Origin of the sequence: Pseudomonas citronellolis, assembly GCF_001586155.1 — a bacterium.
GTDB classification, from domain to species: Bacteria; Pseudomonadota; Gammaproteobacteria; order Pseudomonadales; family Pseudomonadaceae; genus Pseudomonas; species Pseudomonas citronellolis.
Map to the genome: position 1 here is coordinate 1,293,656 of NZ_CP014158.1, position 14,794 is coordinate 1,308,449.

Genomic DNA, 14,794 nt, shown 5'->3' on the forward strand with positions numbered 1-14,794 from the left:
CTGAAATGCTGTTGCGAGGAGGCCCGGCATGGCCGCAGTCAATAAGCTCACCTGTTACTCCGACCCTGCCGATCACTACTGCCATCGTGTGCGTCTGGTCCTGGCGGAAAAGAACGTCCAGGCCGACATCGTCGAGGTCCAGGCCGGGCGTTGCCCGCCGAAGCTGGCCGAGGTGAACCCTTACGCCAGCGTGCCGACCCTGGTCGACCGCGACCTCGTGCTCTACGAGTCGACGGTGATCATGGAGTACCTCGAGGAACGCTATCCGCACCCGCCGCTGATGCCGGTGTACCCGGTGGCGCGGGCCAACACCCGCCTGCTGGTGCATCGCATCCAGCGCGACTGGTGCGCCCTGGTCGACCGCATCCTCGACGGTCGTCAGAAGGATGGCGATCGCGCCTTGGCGCGCAAGGAGTTGCGTGAGAGTCTAACGGGTGTGTCGCCGCTGTTCGCCGAGAAGCCTTTCTTCCTCAGCGAGGAGCTGAGCCTGGTCGACTGCTGCCTGTTGCCGATCCTCTGGCGCCTGCCGCTGCTCGGCATCGAGCTGCCGCGCCAGGCCAAACCGTTGCTCGACTACATGGAGCGGCAGTTCGCCCGCGACGGCTTCCAGGCTAGTCTGTCCTCCATCGAACGTGATATGCGCTAAGGAAACCGATGATGAATTCCAGTCGACCCTACCTCGTACGAGCCCTCTATGAGTGGATCGTCGACAACGGCTGTACGCCGCATATCCTGGTGAACGCCGAATATCCAGGGGTCAGGGTGCCGCCGGGATATGCCAGCGATGGCCAGATCGTCCTCAATGTGTCGCCCACGGCGGTGCGCCACCTGCAGATGGATAACGAGGCGGTGAGTTTCGAAGGGCGCTTCGGCGGCGTGGCGCAGAGCCTGTACATCCCGTCCCAGGCTGTGATGGCGGTGTATGCGCGGGAAAACGGCCAGGGCATGGTCTTCGACCTGGAGCCGCCGGTGCCGGCGGACGACGAGGAACTGCAGGACGACGACGGCCCCAGCGACGAGCCGCCACGGCCCAGCGGGCGGCCCAGCCTGAAAGTGGTCAAGTAGGAAAAGAGGCGATCCGAGGATCGCCTTTTTCATGCCTGCGCGGTTTCGATGGTTCGCCGCCAGGCGGCATTTCTCCGGTGTGCCAACGTCTACGGGTTATCCGCCGAATCGCGGACAGAGTCCGGGCAAACACAACGCCCCGTAGGATGGTGTTGAGCGAAGCGATACCCATCGCCACGACCGCATGGGTTTCGCCAAGGCTCAACCCACCCGTTGAGGCGCACCTCGGCGCGGCCTGCAGGACAGTTGCTCCTACGGTTCCAGGGAAGCACGGGTGTAGGAGCGGACTCCGCCCGCGATTGGTTTCGCCGGCCACGCCGGACACCTCGGCGGCACGGCCAACGGCGGATAACCGCGAACGGTTATTCGCCCTACGTTCCTGCCAAGGAAAAAGCCCCGCATGGCGGTAATGCTGTTCACTTAAGAAGGGATGCCGTTTCTCTGCCTGGGGGAAACGGTATTTTTCATTTGGGGTTATGGCTTGGCTCGCGAAGCTTGCCCCACTCCGGCCTTAACCTCGTCATTGCCGCGAACAATACTGAAGGGGAATAACCCAGTTGCCTTGGCTTGGGTGTTTCTGCGCCGCACCGAGTCTGCCCGACCGTCTTGTTTCGCCCCCTCGGGCGAGTCCCTTTTGTCAATCGCCACAAAAGGAACCAAAAAGGCTTGCCCCGCATACGGGCCCGATGGAGCCGGGCTACCCTCACGAATTCCCCCGCCACGGAGGCCCGAACTAGGCGTCCCCCCCCCGAGCGTACGTCCCTGTAGCCCATCGGGGCTCTCGCGACATCCATGTCGCATGACCTCCTGAGCGCCGGTTTCGTTCGGCCTTCTGAAGGGGCGTTCCGGTGCGCTCGGGTATTTCTCTGGAAGTCCAAAAGCCAGAGCGAATGCGCTTTTTGCTTTTCGTAGGAGCGAGCTTGCTCGCGAACCCAGGGTTCGCGTTCGCGGGAATGACGGGGTGGGGTTAGGCGTTTCAGGAAGACTCCGAACTCTCCAGCCACTCAGGACAGCCCCCTCTCCCTTCAGGGAGAGGGCTGGGGAGAGGGTGCTCTTGAGTCCAGCACCTACGCCACCGACAAACCCCGTTCGCGAGCAAGCTCGCTCCTACAGGGGAGACGCCATGCCTTCCGCTGGACTGTAGACGCCCCGGTGGCACGGCCGACGGCGGATAACCGCGAACGGTTATGCGCCCTACAGCGGTCGCGGTAGCAAGAAAAAAGCCCCGCGTGGCGGGGCTTTTCAACTGGCTGAAGTCGCTCAGTCGATGTACTCGAACAGCCGCACGATCTTCTGCACGCCATTGACGTTCTGCACCACCTGGGTGGCCAGGTCGCCTTCGCGGCGGGTCACCAGGCCCAGCATGTAGACGATGCCGTTCTCGGTGACGACCTTGATGCGCGAGGACGGCACGTTGGCGTCGGTGAGCATCTGCGTCTTGATCTTGGTGGTCAGCCAGGTGTCGTTGTTGCGCGCCAGCAGCGAGGAGGGCTGCAGGACCTGCAGCTCGTTGTGCACGGTCTTGACCTTCTGCACGTTGCGCGCGGCCTGCTCGGCCTTGTTCTTCAGGTCGGCGCGCGGCGTCTGGCCGGCCAGCAGGACCACGCCGTTGTAGCTGATGACCACGATGTGCGAGTTGCGGTCCAGGTCCGGATCGGCCTTGGCGACGTTGACCGCGACCTTGGTCTCGATCAGCGAGTCGTCGATGGTGCTGCCGATGGTACGGGTGCCGCGGTTGTCGTCGATGGGTTCCTCGCGGGTGGCGCTGAGGAAGCTGCTGCAGCCGCCCATGACCAGGGTCAGGGCAAGGAGGCCGGCGAGGGTCAGCGGACTACGACTCATTCTTCACTCCCGAACAGTTGACGATCGATGAGGTCGCACAGGCAGTGGATCACCAGCAGGTGCACTTCCTGGATGCGTGCGGTCACCTTGGCCGGCACGCGGATTTCGACGTCCTCCGGCAGCAGCAGCGAGGCCATGCCGCCGCCGTCGCGGCCGGTCAGGGCCACCACCACCATCTCGCGGTCGTGGGCGGCCTGGATGGCCTGGATGACGTTGGCCGAGTTGCCGCTGGTGGAAATCGCCAGCAGCACGTCGCCGGGCTGACCGAGGGCGCGGATCTGCTTGGAGAACACCTCGTTGTAGCTGTAGTCGTTGGCGATCGAGGTGATGGTCGAGCTGTCGGTGGTCAGGGCCACTGCGGGCAGGCTCGGGCGCTCGCGCTCGAAGCGGTTGAGCAGTTCCGAGGAGAAATGCTGGGCGTCGCCCGCCGAGCCGCCGTTGCCGCAACTGAGGATCTTGCCTTCGTTGAGCAGGGCATTGACCATCACCATGCTGGCCTGTTCGATATGCGGAATCAGCACTTCCGTGGCCTGCTGCTTGGTCTCGATGCTGGCATGGAAGAGCTGGCGGATACGGGATTGCATGTCCATCAGGTGTGACCTTTCGTCGAGCGTCTGATCAGGTGTCAAAGGCGTTGGTGATCCAGTTCAGTTGAGCGGGTGGGATTCCCGCGGAGGGCTGCACCGCTATTACGTCGAACCGGCAAGGGTGCCGGGACCAGCGGGCTTCCTGTTGCAGAAAATGTTCGGCGGCGGCGATCAGCCGCTGGCGCTTGTGCGCGTCCACGCTTTCCAGGGCGCCGCCCCAGGCCTGGTGCCGGCGGCAGCGAACTTCGACGAATACTACTGTATCGCCGTCCAGCATGACCAGATCGAGCTCGCCGCGGCGGCACCGCCAGTTCTGCGCCAGCAGGCGCAGGCCATGGCGCTGCAGGTGCTCGCGGGCGAGCTGCTCGGCGCGGCGCCCGAGTTCCTGCGAGTCGCCGCGCCGTCCGCTCAAAGGCCGCCGTTCTCCAGCGGCTGCGCCTGGCCATTGCGGAATTCCGCCCAGGGCAGCTGGCGCTGGATGCGCTGGTTGGGCGCCAGGCTCAGGTTGCCGGTGAAGCCGTCGAGCTGCATGCTCGGCAGCGCCTTGAGTTCCGGCAGGCGCGGCGCCAGGCGATAGGCGTCGGCGCCCATGGCGTAGAGCCGGCCGAGGCTGCTGGCGGCCTGCGGCCACTGGGCCACGACCTGCTGGCGCAGCGGGTTGCCGGTCTGCAGCAGCCAGGGCGTCTCGCAGAAGCGAATGCCGTTGAGGTCCTGGTCCTGCGCCGGGTTGTTCTGCCCGGTGTAGAGGTTGGAGGTGGCGTAGACCGGCAGGTCGCCGGCGTACTGGAAGGCCAGGGTCGGCTTGATCTGGCGCGCCTGCTGCGGGGTCGAGGCGAGGAAGATGAAGTCGATGTCCTGGCGCCGCGAGGGCTGGGTGTCGACGTTGCTGTCGAGCACGCCCTGCAGGCGCTTGGCGCGGCCTTCGCTCTGGCGCAGCTGGAGCAGGTCGGCGATCTGCTGGGCCAGCTCCACCGGCTGGTCGACGTGCTCGGCGGCGATCAGGGTGCCGCCGCGGGCCTGCCAGTCACGGCTGAAGGCGGCCAGCACGCGGTCGCCCCAGTCGCCGCGCGGCACCAGCGCCACGGCGCGGCGCATGCCGTCGTCCCAGGCCTTGCGGGCCACTTCGCGGGCCTCGTCCTCGGCCGACAGGCCGAACTGGAACAGCTGGGCCGGGCCGGCCTGGGCACTGTCGGTGTAGTTCAGCGCCAGGGTGGTGATGGGCAACTGCGGGCGGTCGCCGAGCTGCTTGACCAGCGGCTTCTCCAGCGGGCCGACCACCAGTTGCACGCCGTCGGCCTGGGCCTGGCGGTAGAAGTCGTCCAGCGAGCGCACCTGGCTGCTGTCGTAGAGCTGGATGGACGGTTGCTGGCTGCCGCTCTGCTGGGCCTGGTAATAGGCGGCCATGAAGCCGTCCTGCAGGGCTCGGGCGACGCCGGCCAACTGGCCCTGCTGGGGCAGCAGCAGGCCGATCTTGTTCAGCGGCTGGGCGGCCAGCGACTTGAGCTTCTCCAGGGCGTCCGGCAGTTGCTTGGCCGCCGGGTGCTGCGGGTTCTGCTGGCGCCAGGTGTCGATGTTGGCCTGCTGCTCCTGCAGGGTCGAGGCGCTCTTCACCACGCGGGCCAGCTCCATCCAGCCGTTCAGGTCGCCTTCGTTGGCCACGGGTTGCAGCTGCTCCACCGGCAGGCTGGAGACCAGGCCCCAGATGGCCTCGTGGTTGGCCTTGCTGGCCTCGGCGTTGAGCAGTGGGTCGACGAACACGCGTTCGCGGGCGGCGGCCAGGGTCTGGCCGTCGGCGGCCAGGGCCTGGGCCTTGACCAGGCTGCTGCGCGCCTGCTGTTCCACCGGCAGTTCGCCCAGGTGGGTGAAGCTGGGGTGGTCGAAGGCCTTGAGGGCGGCCTTGGGCTTGTTGCGGGCCAGGGCGATCTGCGCGTCCAGGGTGCTGGCGAAGATCTGCTGCGCCGGCTTCAGGCTGTCCATCGGGATCTGCTCGAGAATCTGCGCGGCGCGGCCGACGTCCTTCTGCTGGTAGGCCAGGTCGGCGGCCGACAGCTTGAGCAGCACGGCTTCCTCGGGCTTGGCGGTGGCGGCCTGCTGCAGCAGTTGCTCGATGCTGGCGTTCGGGGTGCGCGGCAACTCGCCGAGGTTGGAAGAGGGCGAACTGGCGCAGGCGGCCAGCAGGGTGGCCAGGCACAGGGCGGAAAGCGGACGCAGTCGAGCGATCATCATCGGGCTTCTCGTGGCGCATTCAAAAAGAGTCGGCAATTGTACCCAAGGCGGCTGGCCGAGGCGATGGCGGGTGCCGGAAACGGGATACAATGGGGAATTTTCCGGTTCGGGTTTAAGGAGTGCTGCGTGTCCCTCGGTACCTTGTATGTGGTGGCTACGCCCATCGGCAACCTCGACGACATCAGCGCCCGCGCCCAGCGCACCCTGCGCGAGGTGGCCCTCATCGCCGCCGAGGACACCCGCCATTCGATCCGCCTGCTGCAACACTTCGGCATCGAGACGCCGCTGGCCGCCTGCCACGAGCACAACGAGCGCGAACAGGGCGGGCGCTTCATCACCCGCCTGCTGGCGGGGGACGACGTGGCGCTGGTCTCCGACGCCGGCACGCCGCTGATTTCCGATCCCGGCTACCACCTGGTGCGCCAGGCGCGCGCGGCGGGCATCCGGGTGGTCCCGGTGCCGGGGGCCTGCGCGCTGATCGCCGGGCTGTCGGCGGCGGGCCTGCCGTCGGACCGCTTCGTCTTCGAAGGGTTCCTGCCGGCCAAGACGGCCGGCCGCAAGGCGCGCCTGGAGGCGCTGCGCGAGGAGCCGCGCACGCTGATCTTCTACGAGGCGCCGCACCGCATCCTGGAGTGCATCCAGGACATGGCCGAGGTGTTCGGCGAGGCGCGCCAGGCGGTGCTGGCCCGCGAGCTGACCAAGACCTTCGAGACCCTCAAGGGCCTGCCCCTGGGCGAGCTGCGCGAGTGGGTGGCGGCGGACGCCAACCAGCAGCGCGGCGAGTGCGTGCTGCTGCTGGCCGGCTGGGAAGCGCCGGAGGAAGAGGGCATCGACGCCGAATCGCTGCGGGTGCTCGACCTGCTGCTGGCGGAGTTGCCGGTCAAGCGTGCGGCGGCGCTGGCGGCGGAGATCACCGGGGTGCGCAAGAACCTGCTGTACCAGGCGGCGCTGGAGCGCAAGGCGGACTGAAGCATCGGTTGGCGATTTTAAGACCTTCGTACCAGGCTGGCGGATTGCCCTTGCGGCTGGCCGCCGCTGTCGCTAACCTTGGCGGCGGAGAGTCGATTGGACAGTCGCTGCTTCGTGGTTCGCCACGGGGGGGAGGAAAGTCCGGGCTCCATAGGGCAGAGTGCCAGGTAACGCCTGGGAGGCGCGAGCCTACGGAAAGTGCCACAGAAAATAACCGCCTAAGCGCTACAGCGCCGGTAAGGGTGAAAAGGTGCGGTAAGAGCGCACCGCACGGCTGGCAACAGTGCGTGGCTAGGTAAACCCCACTCGGAGCAAGACCAAATAGGAATCCGTTGCGTGGCCCGCGCTGGATTCGGGTAGGTCGCTTGAGGCGTTCAGTGATGGATGTCCCAGAGGAATGGCTGTCCTCGACAGAACCCGGCTTACAGATCGACTCTCTCCTCTTTTCCCACTTCTTCCCACAACGACCATTTGTCGCGCGATGGAAGAAACATAAATCTTAAGAAGTTGCTTTAAGTAGAAAAGCCCAGTGTTTTGAAAACACTGGGCTTTTTGCCTTTCAAGGTGGCGTCAAAAACGCTGCGAAACCTCTTAAAAGCACGCTAAATCTCCGTCCTATAAGGATTTTTCCCTCCAGCCTCGCCTTGACGGTGGGGAGCGCGCATTTCTATAGTGTGCGCAAGTGGTATGAAGTGGGTAAAAGTGGGATCAACTGGCAAGGAAAGCCAACCACCGGGGGAAACGCTGACGTGTTTCGCGGAGCTAACGCCATCAGTCTCGACGCCAAAGGGCGCCTCGCGATGCCGAGTCGGTATCGTGACGAGCTCGTTTCGCGTTGCAATGGCCAGCTCATCGTCACCATCGATGCCGTCGACCCCTGCCTGACCGTCTACCCCTTGCCCGAATGGGAAATCATCGAAGCCAAGCTCCGCGAGCTGCCCTCGCTGCGTGAAGAGACGCGGCGCCTGCAGCGTTTGCTGATCGGCAACGCGGTGGACCTGGAACTGGATGGCAACGGGCGTTTCCTGGTGCCGCCGCGGCTGCGCGAGTACGCCAGGCTGGACAAGCGGGCGATGCTCGTCGGCCAGTTGAACAAGTTCCAGTTGTGGGACGAAGACAAGTGGAATGCGGTGGCCGAGGCCGACCTCGCCGCCATCAAGGAACCCGGCGGACTGCCGGACGAACTACGCGACCTTATTCTGTGAGCCTGCCTGTGAACGCCACCTACCAACACATCACCGTACTGCTCGAGGAGGCCGTCGAAGCGCTGGCCCCAAGGGCGGGCGGCTGCTATGTGGACGGTACCTTCGGCAGGGGAGGGCACAGCCGGGCCTTGCTTGGCAGGCTGGACCCGGGCGGGCGGTTGCTCGGGTTCGACAAGGACCCCCAGGCGATAGCCACGGGTCAAGCACTGGCGGCCGAAGATGGCCGCTTCGTCGTTGTACAAAGGTCGTTCGCCGAGATGGGCGAAGAGCTGGCCGCGCGCGGCCTGACCGGCCATGTCGACGGCGTTCTGCTGGACCTGGGCGTGTCCTCGCCGCAGCTGGACGACCCCGAGCGCGGCTTCAGCTTCCTCAACGACGGCCCGCTGGACATGCGCATGGACCCCAGCCGCGGCGTCAGCGCCGCCCAGTGGATCGCCAGCGCCGCCGAGGACGAGATCGCCCGGGTGTTCAAGGAGTACGGCGAGGAGCGTTTCGCCAAGCGCATGGCCCGCGCCATCGTGCAGCGCCGGGCGGAGAAACCCTTCGAGCGCACCGCCGACCTGGCCGCCGTGATCACCGAGGCCAACCCGGCCTGGGAAAAGGGCAAGAACCCGGCCACCCGGGCCTTCCAGGGCCTGCGTATCCACGTCAACAACGAACTGGGCGACCTCGAGCGCGGCCTGGACGCCGCCCTGGAGGCCCTGGCCGTGGGCGGCCGCCTGGTGGTGATCAGCTTCCACTCCCTGGAAGACCGCATCGTCAAGCAGTTCATGCGCAAGCACGCCAAGGGCGAGGCGGACAACCTGCCGCGCGACCTGCCGATCCGCGCCAAGGTCTTCGAACCGCGCCTGAAGCTGCTGGGCAAGCCGCAGTACGCTTCCGAGGCCGAGCTCAAGGCCAACCCGCGCTCGCGCAGCGCGGTGATGCGCGTGGCGGAGAAGCTGCGATGAGCCGCCTGTTCGCCAAGCGCCTGCCCACCGGCAGCTTCATCATGCTGCTGCTGTTCATCGGCGTGCTGCTGTCGGCGATTTCCGTGGCCTACAGCGCCTACTGGAACCGCCAGCTGCTGAACACCCTGTACACCGAGCTGAGCGTGCGCGACAAGGCGCAGGCCGAATACGGCCGGCTGGTCCTGGAGCAGAGCACCTGGACCGCCTACAACCGCATCGAGACCCTGGCCACCGGCCAGTTGAAGATGCGCGTGCCGGACCCGGCGGAAATCATCATGGTGGCGCCATGAAGAACCTCAACGGCGCGCTCTACCCCTGGCGTTTCCGCGTCGCCGTCGGCCTGTTGCTGGCGATGGTGTCGGCCATCGTCTGGCGCATCGTCGACCTGCACGTGATCGACCATGACTTCCTCCAGGAGCAGGGTGACGCGCGCAGCGTGCGGCACATCTCCATTCCGGCCCACCGCGGGCAGATCACCGACCGCAACGGCGAGCCGCTGGCGGTGAGCACCCCGGTCGCCACCCTCTGGGCCAACCCCAAGGAGCTGGTCCTCGAACGCGACAAGTGGCCGATCCTGGCCCATGCCCTGGGGATCAACCGCGACGCGTTGAGCGCGCGGCTGGAGCAGATGGCCGACAAGGAATTCATCTACCTGGTCCGCGGGCTGACGCCCGAGCAGGGTGAGGCGGTGATGGCCGAGGTCAAGGCCAACAGGATTCCCGGCGTCTACTCCATCGAGGAGTTTCGTCGTTTCTACCCGGCCGGCGACGTCACCGCCCAGGTGGTCGGCTTCACCGACGTGGACGACCGCGGCCGCGAGGGCGTCGAGCTGTCCTACGACAGCTGGCTGGCCGGCGTGCCGGGCAAGCGCCAGGTGCTCAAGGACCGCCGCGGCCACCTGATCCGCGACCTGCAGGTCACGCGCAACGCCAAGGCCGGCAAGACCCTGGCGCTGTCCATCGACCTGCGCCTGCAGTACCTGGCCAACCGCGAGCTGCGCAACGCCATCGTCGAGAACGGCGCCAAGGCCGGCAGCCTGGTGATCCTCGACGTGAAGACCGGCGAGGTCCTGGCCATGGCCAACCAGCCGACCTACAACCCGAACAACCGCCGCGACATGCAGCCGGAGATGATGCGCAACCGCGCCATGATCGACGTCTTCGAGCCGGGCTCGACCATGAAGCCGTTCTCCATGAGCGCGGCGCTGGAAACCGGGCGCTGGAAGCCCAGCGACACCGTCGAGGTCTACCCCGGCACCCTGCAGATCGGCCGCTACACCATCCGCGACGTGTCGCGCACCGAAGGCCCGGTGCTGGACCTCACCGGCATCCTCATCCGCTCCAGTAACGTGGGCATGAGCAAGGTCGCCTTCGACATCGGCGGCGAAGCCATCTACCAACTGATGCAGAAGGTCGGCCTCGGCCAGGACACCGGCCTTGGCTTCCCCGGCGAGCGCGTCGGCAACCTGCCCAACTACCGCGAGTGGCGCAAGGCCGAGACCGCGACCCTGTCCTACGGCTACGGCCTGTCGGTCACCGCCATCCAACTGGCCCATGCCTACGCGGCCCTGGCCAACAACGGCCAGACGGTGCCGCTGACCATGGTCCGCGCCGACCGCCTGCCGACCGCCACCCAGGTGATCCCGGAGCCGGTCGCCAAGACCATGCAGGGCATGCTGCAGCAGGTGGTCGAGGCGCCGAACGGCGTCTACCGCGCCCAGGTCCCCGGCTATCACGTGGCCGGCAAGTCCGGTACCGCGCGCAAGACCCAGACCGGCGCCAAGGGCTACGCCGAGAATTCCTACCGCTCGCTGTTCGCCGGCTTCGGGCCGATGAGCAATCCGCGTTTCGTGGTCGTCGTGGTGATCGATGAACCCAGCAAGGCCGGCTACTTCGGTGGTCTGGTCTCGGCCCCGGTGTTCAGCAAGGTGATGTCCGGCACGCTGCGCTTGATGAACATTCCGCCAGACAACCTGCAGACGACCCCGCAGCAGCAAGCCGATGCTGCGCCCACGAAAGGAGGGCGTGGCTGATGCCGATGAGCCTCAACCAACTGCTGCCGCAGGCCGAAGCCGGCGTGCTGATCCGCGAGCTGACCCTGGACAGCCGCGCGGTCAAGCCGGGCGACCTGTTCCTGGCCATTCCCGGCGCCCAGCATGACGGTCGCGCGCACATCGCCGATGCCGTCGCCCGTGGCGCCGCCGCCATCGCCTACGAAGCCGAGGGCGCGTCCGTCGCGCCCATCGGCGATACGCCGCTGGTCGCCATCAAGGGCCTGGCCGCCCAGCTCTCGGCCATCGCCGGGCGCTTCTACGGCGAGCCCAGCCGCGGCATCGAGCTGATCGGCGTGACCGGCACCAACGGCAAGACCAGCGTCAGCCAGCTGCTGGCCCAGGCCCTGGACCTGCTCGGCCAGCGCTGCGGCATCGTCGGCACCCTCGGCAACGGTTTCCACGACGCCCTGGAAAGCGGCAAGCACACCACGCCCGACGCCCTGGCGCTGCAGGCCACCCTGGCGCGGCTGAAACAGGCCGGCGCGCGCGCCGTGGCCATGGAGGTTTCCTCCCATGGCCTGGAGCAGGGCCGCGTGGCCGCCCTCGAATTCGACGTCGCGGTGTTCACCAACCTGTCCCGCGACCACCTCGACTACCACGGCACCATGGAAGCCTATGGCGCCGCCAAGGCCCGGCTGTTCGCCTGGCCGGGCCTGAAGTGCCGGGTGATCAACCTGGACGACGCCTTCGGCCGCCAACTGGCCGGCGAAACCCATCCCTCGCGCCTGATGGGCTACAGCCTGGAAGACGCCAGCGCCTTCCTCTATTGCCGCGAGGCGCGCTTCAGCGACGCCGGCGTCGAAGCCCTGCTGGTCACGCCCAAGGGCGAAGGCGTGCTGCGCAGTTCGCTGCTCGGCCGCTTCAACCTGAGCAACCTGCTGGCGGTGGTCGGCGCGCTGCTCGGCCTGGACTACCCGCTGGGCGACATCCTCAAGCTGCTGCCGCAACTGCAGGGCCCGGTGGGCCGCGTGCAGCGCCTGGGCGGTGGCGACAAGCCGCTGGTGGTGGTGGACTACGCCCACACCCCCGACGCCCTGGAGAAAGTCCTGCTGGCGCTGCGTCCGCACGCCCACGGCAAGCTGCTGTGCCTGTTCGGCTGCGGCGGCGACCGCGACCGCGGCAAGCGCCCGATCATGGCCCAGGTGGCCGAACAGCATGCCGACGGCGTGCTGGTGACCGACGACAACCCGCGTAGCGAAGACAGCGCGCGGATCATCGACGACATCCGCGCCGGTTTCGCCAGGCCCGAGGCCGTGCGCTTCGTGCCGGGCCGCGGCCAGGCCATCGCCGAGCTGATCGCTAGCGCCAGCGCCGACGACGTGGTGCTGCTGGCCGGCAAGGGCCATGAGGATTACCAGGAGATCGCCGGCGTCCGCCATTCGTTCTCCGATCTGCAAGAAGCCGCCAAGGCGCTGGCTGCCTGGGAGGTGAAGAAAGATGCTTAAGCCGCTGCTGCTTAGTGAAGTCGCCGCCGCCCTCGAGGGCCGCGTGCTCGGCGCCGACGTCGCCTTCGACGCGGTGAGCACCGACAGCCGCGCCATCGAGGCCGGCCAGCTGTTCGTCGCCCTCGCCGGGCCGCGCTTCGATGGGCACGACTACCTCGCCGAGGTCGCCGCCAAGGGCGCCGTCGCCGCCCTGGTGCAGCGCGAAGTGGCGGATGCGCCGCTGCCGCAACTGCTGGTGGCCGATACCCGCGAGGCCCTTGGCCGCCTGGGCGCGCTGAACCGCGCCGGTTTCACCGGCAAGGTGGCGGCGGTCACCGGCTCCAGCGGCAAGACCACGGTCAAGGAGATGCTCGCCAGCATCCTGCGCACCCAGGGCGAAGTCCTGGCCACCCGCGGCAACCTGAACAACGACCTGGGCGCGCCCCTGACCCTGCTGCAGATCGGCCCGCAACACGCCAGCGCGGTGATCGAGCTGGGCGCCTCGCGCGTCGGCGAGATCGCCTACACCGTCGGCCTGACGCGCCCGCAGGTGGCCATCATCACCAACGCCGGCACCGCCCACGTCGGCGAGTTCGGCGGCCAGGACAAGATCGTCCAGGCCAAGGGCGAGATCCTCGAAGGGCTCGACGATACCGGCACCGCCGTGCTCAACCTCGACGACCGCGCCTTCGACACCTGGAAGAAGCGCAATGGCGAACGCCGCGTGCTGAGTTTCGCGCTGAACAAGACCAGCGCCGACTTCCACGCCCGCGACCTGCAGCGCGACGCCCGCGGCTGCGTCGGCTTCACCCTGCTGGGGCTGGCCGGCGAGGCGCGCATCCAGCTCAACCTGCTGGGCGAGCACAACGTCGCCAACGCCCTGGCCGCCGCCGCCGCCGCCCACGCCCTTGGCGTGCCGCTGGTCGGGATCGTCCAGGGCCTTGCGCAACTGCAGCCGGTCAAGGGCCGCGCGGTAGCCCAGCTGGCGACCAACGGCATGCGGGTGATCGACGACAGCTACAACGCCAACCCGGCGTCAATCTGCGCGGCCATTGATATACTCGCCGGCTTTTCCGGCCGGACCGTCCTGGTCCTCGGGGACATGGGCGAACTGGGCGCCTGGGCCGAGGCCGCGCACCGCGAGGTGGGCGCCTACGCCGCGGGCAAGGTCGGTGCGCTCTATGCCGTGGGGCCGCTGATGCGCAACGCCGTCGAGGCGTTCGGCGCGGCGGGCCGGCACTTCGCCGACCAGGCCAGCCTGATCCAGGCCCTGGCCGGCGAACCCTCCACCACCACCATTCTGATCAAGGGCTCGCGCAGCGCGGCGATGGACAAGGTCGTCGCGGCGCTGTGCGCGTCCCCCGAGGAGAAACATTAATGCTGCTGCTGCTCGCCGAGTACCTGCAACAGTTCTACAAGGGCTTCGGCGTCTTCCAGTACCTGACCCTGCGCGGCATCCTCAGCGTGCTGACCGCGCTCGCCCTGTCGCTGTGGCTGGGCCCGTGGATGATCCGCACCCTGCAGATCCGCCAGATCGGCCAGGCCGTGCGCAACGACGGGCCGCAGTCGCACCTGTCGAAGAAGGGCACCCCGACCATGGGCGGTGCCCTGATCCTCACCGCCATCGCCATCAGCACCCTGCTCTGGGCCGACTGGTCGAACCGCTACGTCTGGGTGGTGCTGGCCGTGACCCTGCTGTTCGGCGCCATCGGCTGGGTCGACGACTACCGCAAGGTGATCGAGAAGAACTCCCGCGGCCTGCCGAGCCGCTGGAAGTATTTCTGGCAGTCGGTGTTCGGCCTGGGCGCCGCGGTCTTCCTCTACCTGACCGCCGAGACGCCGGTGGAGACCACGCTGATCCTGCCGCTGCTGAAGAACATCGAGATTCCCCTGGGCATCTTCTTCGTGGTGCTGACCTACTTCGTCATCGTCGGCTCCAGCAACGCGGTGAACCTGACCGACGGCCTGGACGGCCTGGCGATCATGCCGACGGTGATGGTCGGCGGCGCCCTGGGCATCTTCTGCTACCTGTCGGGCAACGTGAAATTCGCCGAATACCTGCTGATCCCCAACGTGCCGGGGGCCGGCGAGCTGATCATCTTCTGCGCCGCCATCGTCGGCGCCGGGCTGGGCTTCCTGTGGTTCAACACCTACCCGGCGCAGGTCTTCATGGGCGACGTCGGCGCGCTGGCCCTGGGCGCCGCGCTGGGCACCATCGCGGTGATCGTCCGCCAGGAAATCGTGCTGTTCATCATGGGCGGGGTGTTCGTCATGGAAACCCTGTCGGTGGTCATCCAGGTCGCCAGCTTCAAGCTGACCGGGAAACGGGTGTTCCGCATGGCGCCCATCCACCACCACTTCGAACTCAAGGGCTGGCCGGAGCCGCGCGTGATCGTGCGCTTCTGGATCATCACGGTGATTCTCGTGCTGATCGGCCTGGCCACGTTGAAACTGCGTTGAGGGCAGAGCGAGC

General features: G+C 67.1%; 14 protein-coding genes and 1 other RNA gene. 11 read left to right on the plus strand and 4 right to left on the minus strand.

Going from position 1 to position 14,794, the window contains the following annotated elements; genetic code table 11:
- Positions 1-28: 28 nt before the first annotated feature.
- Entirely contained in the window at positions 29-646 is a 618-nt protein-coding gene (locus tag PcP3B5_RS05915) for a glutathione S-transferase N-terminal domain-containing protein (RefSeq protein ID WP_061560783.1), read from the plus strand.
- A gap of 11 nt (positions 647-657) precedes the next feature.
- Entirely contained in the window at positions 658-1,065 is a 408-nt protein-coding gene (locus PcP3B5_RS05920) for a ClpXP protease specificity-enhancing factor (RefSeq protein WP_043315205.1), read from the plus strand.
- A gap of 1,260 nt (positions 1,066-2,325) precedes the next feature.
- On the opposite strand, the gene PcP3B5_RS05925 is transcribed toward PcP3B5_RS05920, so the two are convergent.
- From PcP3B5_RS05925 to PcP3B5_RS05940, 4 genes are read right to left on the minus strand one after another with little or no spacing between them, the layout of a single operon-like run.
- Complete coding sequence (locus tag PcP3B5_RS05925) at positions 2,326-2,907, minus strand: BON domain-containing protein (protein ID WP_009617898.1); 582 nt, start codon at positions 2,905-2,907, stop codon at positions 2,326-2,328.
- Positions 2,904-3,497: a phosphoheptose isomerase gene (locus PcP3B5_RS05930; RefSeq protein WP_009617899.1), complete on the minus strand. Its 594-nt coding sequence runs from the start codon at positions 3,495-3,497 to the stop codon at positions 2,904-2,906. Before PcP3B5_RS05930 ends, PcP3B5_RS05925 begins: the two co-directional genes overlap by 4 nt.
- Positions 3,498-3,525: 28 nt before the next feature.
- Positions 3,526-3,906 carry a YraN family protein gene (locus tag PcP3B5_RS05935; RefSeq protein ID WP_058488612.1) on the minus strand — a complete coding sequence of 127 codons (381 nt, stop codon included), beginning with the start codon at positions 3,904-3,906 and terminating at the stop codon, positions 3,526-3,528.
- Positions 3,903-5,717, minus strand: a complete 1,815-nt coding sequence (locus tag PcP3B5_RS05940) for a penicillin-binding protein activator (protein WP_061563203.1) — start codon at positions 5,715-5,717, stop codon at positions 3,903-3,905. The genes PcP3B5_RS05935 and PcP3B5_RS05940 overlap by 4 nt, the downstream gene beginning before the upstream one ends.
- Before the next feature lie 129 nt (positions 5,718-5,846).
- On the opposite strand from PcP3B5_RS05940, the gene rsmI reads away from it, so the two are divergent.
- The 9 genes from rsmI (at position 5,847) to mraY (ending at position 14,781) form a co-directional block, all read left to right on the plus strand.
- Positions 5,847-6,689 carry a 16S rRNA (cytidine(1402)-2'-O)-methyltransferase gene (rsmI, locus tag PcP3B5_RS05945; RefSeq protein WP_061560784.1) on the plus strand — a complete coding sequence of 281 codons (843 nt, stop codon included), beginning with the start codon at positions 5,847-5,849 and terminating at the stop codon, positions 6,687-6,689.
- 88 nt (positions 6,690-6,777) lie between these two features.
- Positions 6,778-7,130: RNase P RNA component class A (gene rnpB, locus PcP3B5_RS05950), an RNA gene on the plus strand.
- Between the two features lie 308 nt (positions 7,131-7,438).
- A complete protein-coding gene (gene mraZ / locus PcP3B5_RS05955; RefSeq protein WP_061560785.1) occupies positions 7,439-7,894 on the plus strand; it encodes a division/cell wall cluster transcriptional repressor MraZ in 456 nt (151 codons plus the stop codon).
- 8 nt (positions 7,895-7,902) lie between these two features.
- The gene (rsmH, locus tag PcP3B5_RS05960) at positions 7,903-8,844 is read left to right on the plus strand and encodes a 16S rRNA (cytosine(1402)-N(4))-methyltransferase RsmH (RefSeq protein ID WP_061563204.1); all 942 of its coding nucleotides are present in this window, start codon (positions 7,903-7,905) and stop codon (positions 8,842-8,844) included.
- Positions 8,841-9,134, plus strand: a complete 294-nt coding sequence (gene ftsL, locus PcP3B5_RS05965; RefSeq protein WP_009617905.1) for a cell division protein FtsL — start codon at positions 8,841-8,843, stop codon at positions 9,132-9,134. The genes rsmH and ftsL overlap by 4 nt, the downstream gene beginning before the upstream one ends.
- Entirely contained in the window at positions 9,131-10,876 is a 1,746-nt protein-coding gene (locus tag PcP3B5_RS05970; protein WP_043272370.1) for a peptidoglycan D,D-transpeptidase FtsI family protein, read from the plus strand. Before ftsL ends, PcP3B5_RS05970 begins: the two co-directional genes overlap by 4 nt.
- Entirely contained in the window at positions 10,876-12,342 is a 1,467-nt protein-coding gene (locus PcP3B5_RS05975) for a UDP-N-acetylmuramoyl-L-alanyl-D-glutamate--2,6-diaminopimelate ligase (RefSeq protein ID WP_043272371.1), read from the plus strand. Before PcP3B5_RS05970 ends, PcP3B5_RS05975 begins: the two co-directional genes overlap by 1 nt.
- Entirely contained in the window at positions 12,335-13,699 is a 1,365-nt protein-coding gene (locus PcP3B5_RS05980) for a UDP-N-acetylmuramoyl-tripeptide--D-alanyl-D-alanine ligase (protein WP_043272372.1), read from the plus strand. The genes PcP3B5_RS05975 and PcP3B5_RS05980 overlap by 8 nt, the downstream gene beginning before the upstream one ends.
- Positions 13,699-14,781: a phospho-N-acetylmuramoyl-pentapeptide-transferase gene (gene mraY, locus PcP3B5_RS05985; RefSeq protein ID WP_009617910.1), complete on the plus strand. Its 1,083-nt coding sequence runs from the start codon at positions 13,699-13,701 to the stop codon at positions 14,779-14,781. The genes PcP3B5_RS05980 and mraY overlap by 1 nt, the downstream gene beginning before the upstream one ends.
- Positions 14,782-14,794: the final 13 nt, after the last annotated feature.

Excerpts from the sequence above, each read along its gene's own strand:
- PcP3B5_RS05915 (WP_061560783.1), top strand. The coding sequence starts at position 29 with ATGGCCGCAGTCAATAAGCTCACCTGTTACTCCGACCCTGCCGATCAC.
- PcP3B5_RS05920 (WP_043315205.1), top strand. The coding sequence starts at position 658 with ATGAATTCCAGTCGACCCTACCTCGTACGAGCCCTCTATGAGTGGATC.
- PcP3B5_RS05925 (WP_009617898.1), bottom strand. The coding sequence starts at position 2,907 with ATGAGTCGTAGTCCGCTGACCCTCGCCGGCCTCCTTGCCCTGACCCTG.
- PcP3B5_RS05930 (WP_009617899.1), bottom strand. The coding sequence starts at position 3,497 with ATGGACATGCAATCCCGTATCCGCCAGCTCTTCCATGCCAGCATCGAG.
- PcP3B5_RS05940 (WP_061563203.1), bottom strand. The coding sequence starts at position 5,717 with ATGATCGCTCGACTGCGTCCGCTTTCCGCCCTGTGCCTGGCCACCCTG.
- ftsL (WP_009617905.1), top strand. The coding sequence starts at position 8,841 with ATGAGCCGCCTGTTCGCCAAGCGCCTGCCCACCGGCAGCTTCATCATG.
- PcP3B5_RS05970 (WP_043272370.1), top strand. The coding sequence starts at position 9,131 with ATGAAGAACCTCAACGGCGCGCTCTACCCCTGGCGTTTCCGCGTCGCC.
- PcP3B5_RS05975 (WP_043272371.1), top strand. The coding sequence starts at position 10,876 with ATGCCGATGAGCCTCAACCAACTGCTGCCGCAGGCCGAAGCCGGCGTG.
- PcP3B5_RS05980 (WP_043272372.1), top strand. The coding sequence starts at position 12,335 with ATGCTTAAGCCGCTGCTGCTTAGTGAAGTCGCCGCCGCCCTCGAGGGC.
- mraY (WP_009617910.1), top strand. The coding sequence starts at position 13,699 with ATGCTGCTGCTGCTCGCCGAGTACCTGCAACAGTTCTACAAGGGCTTC.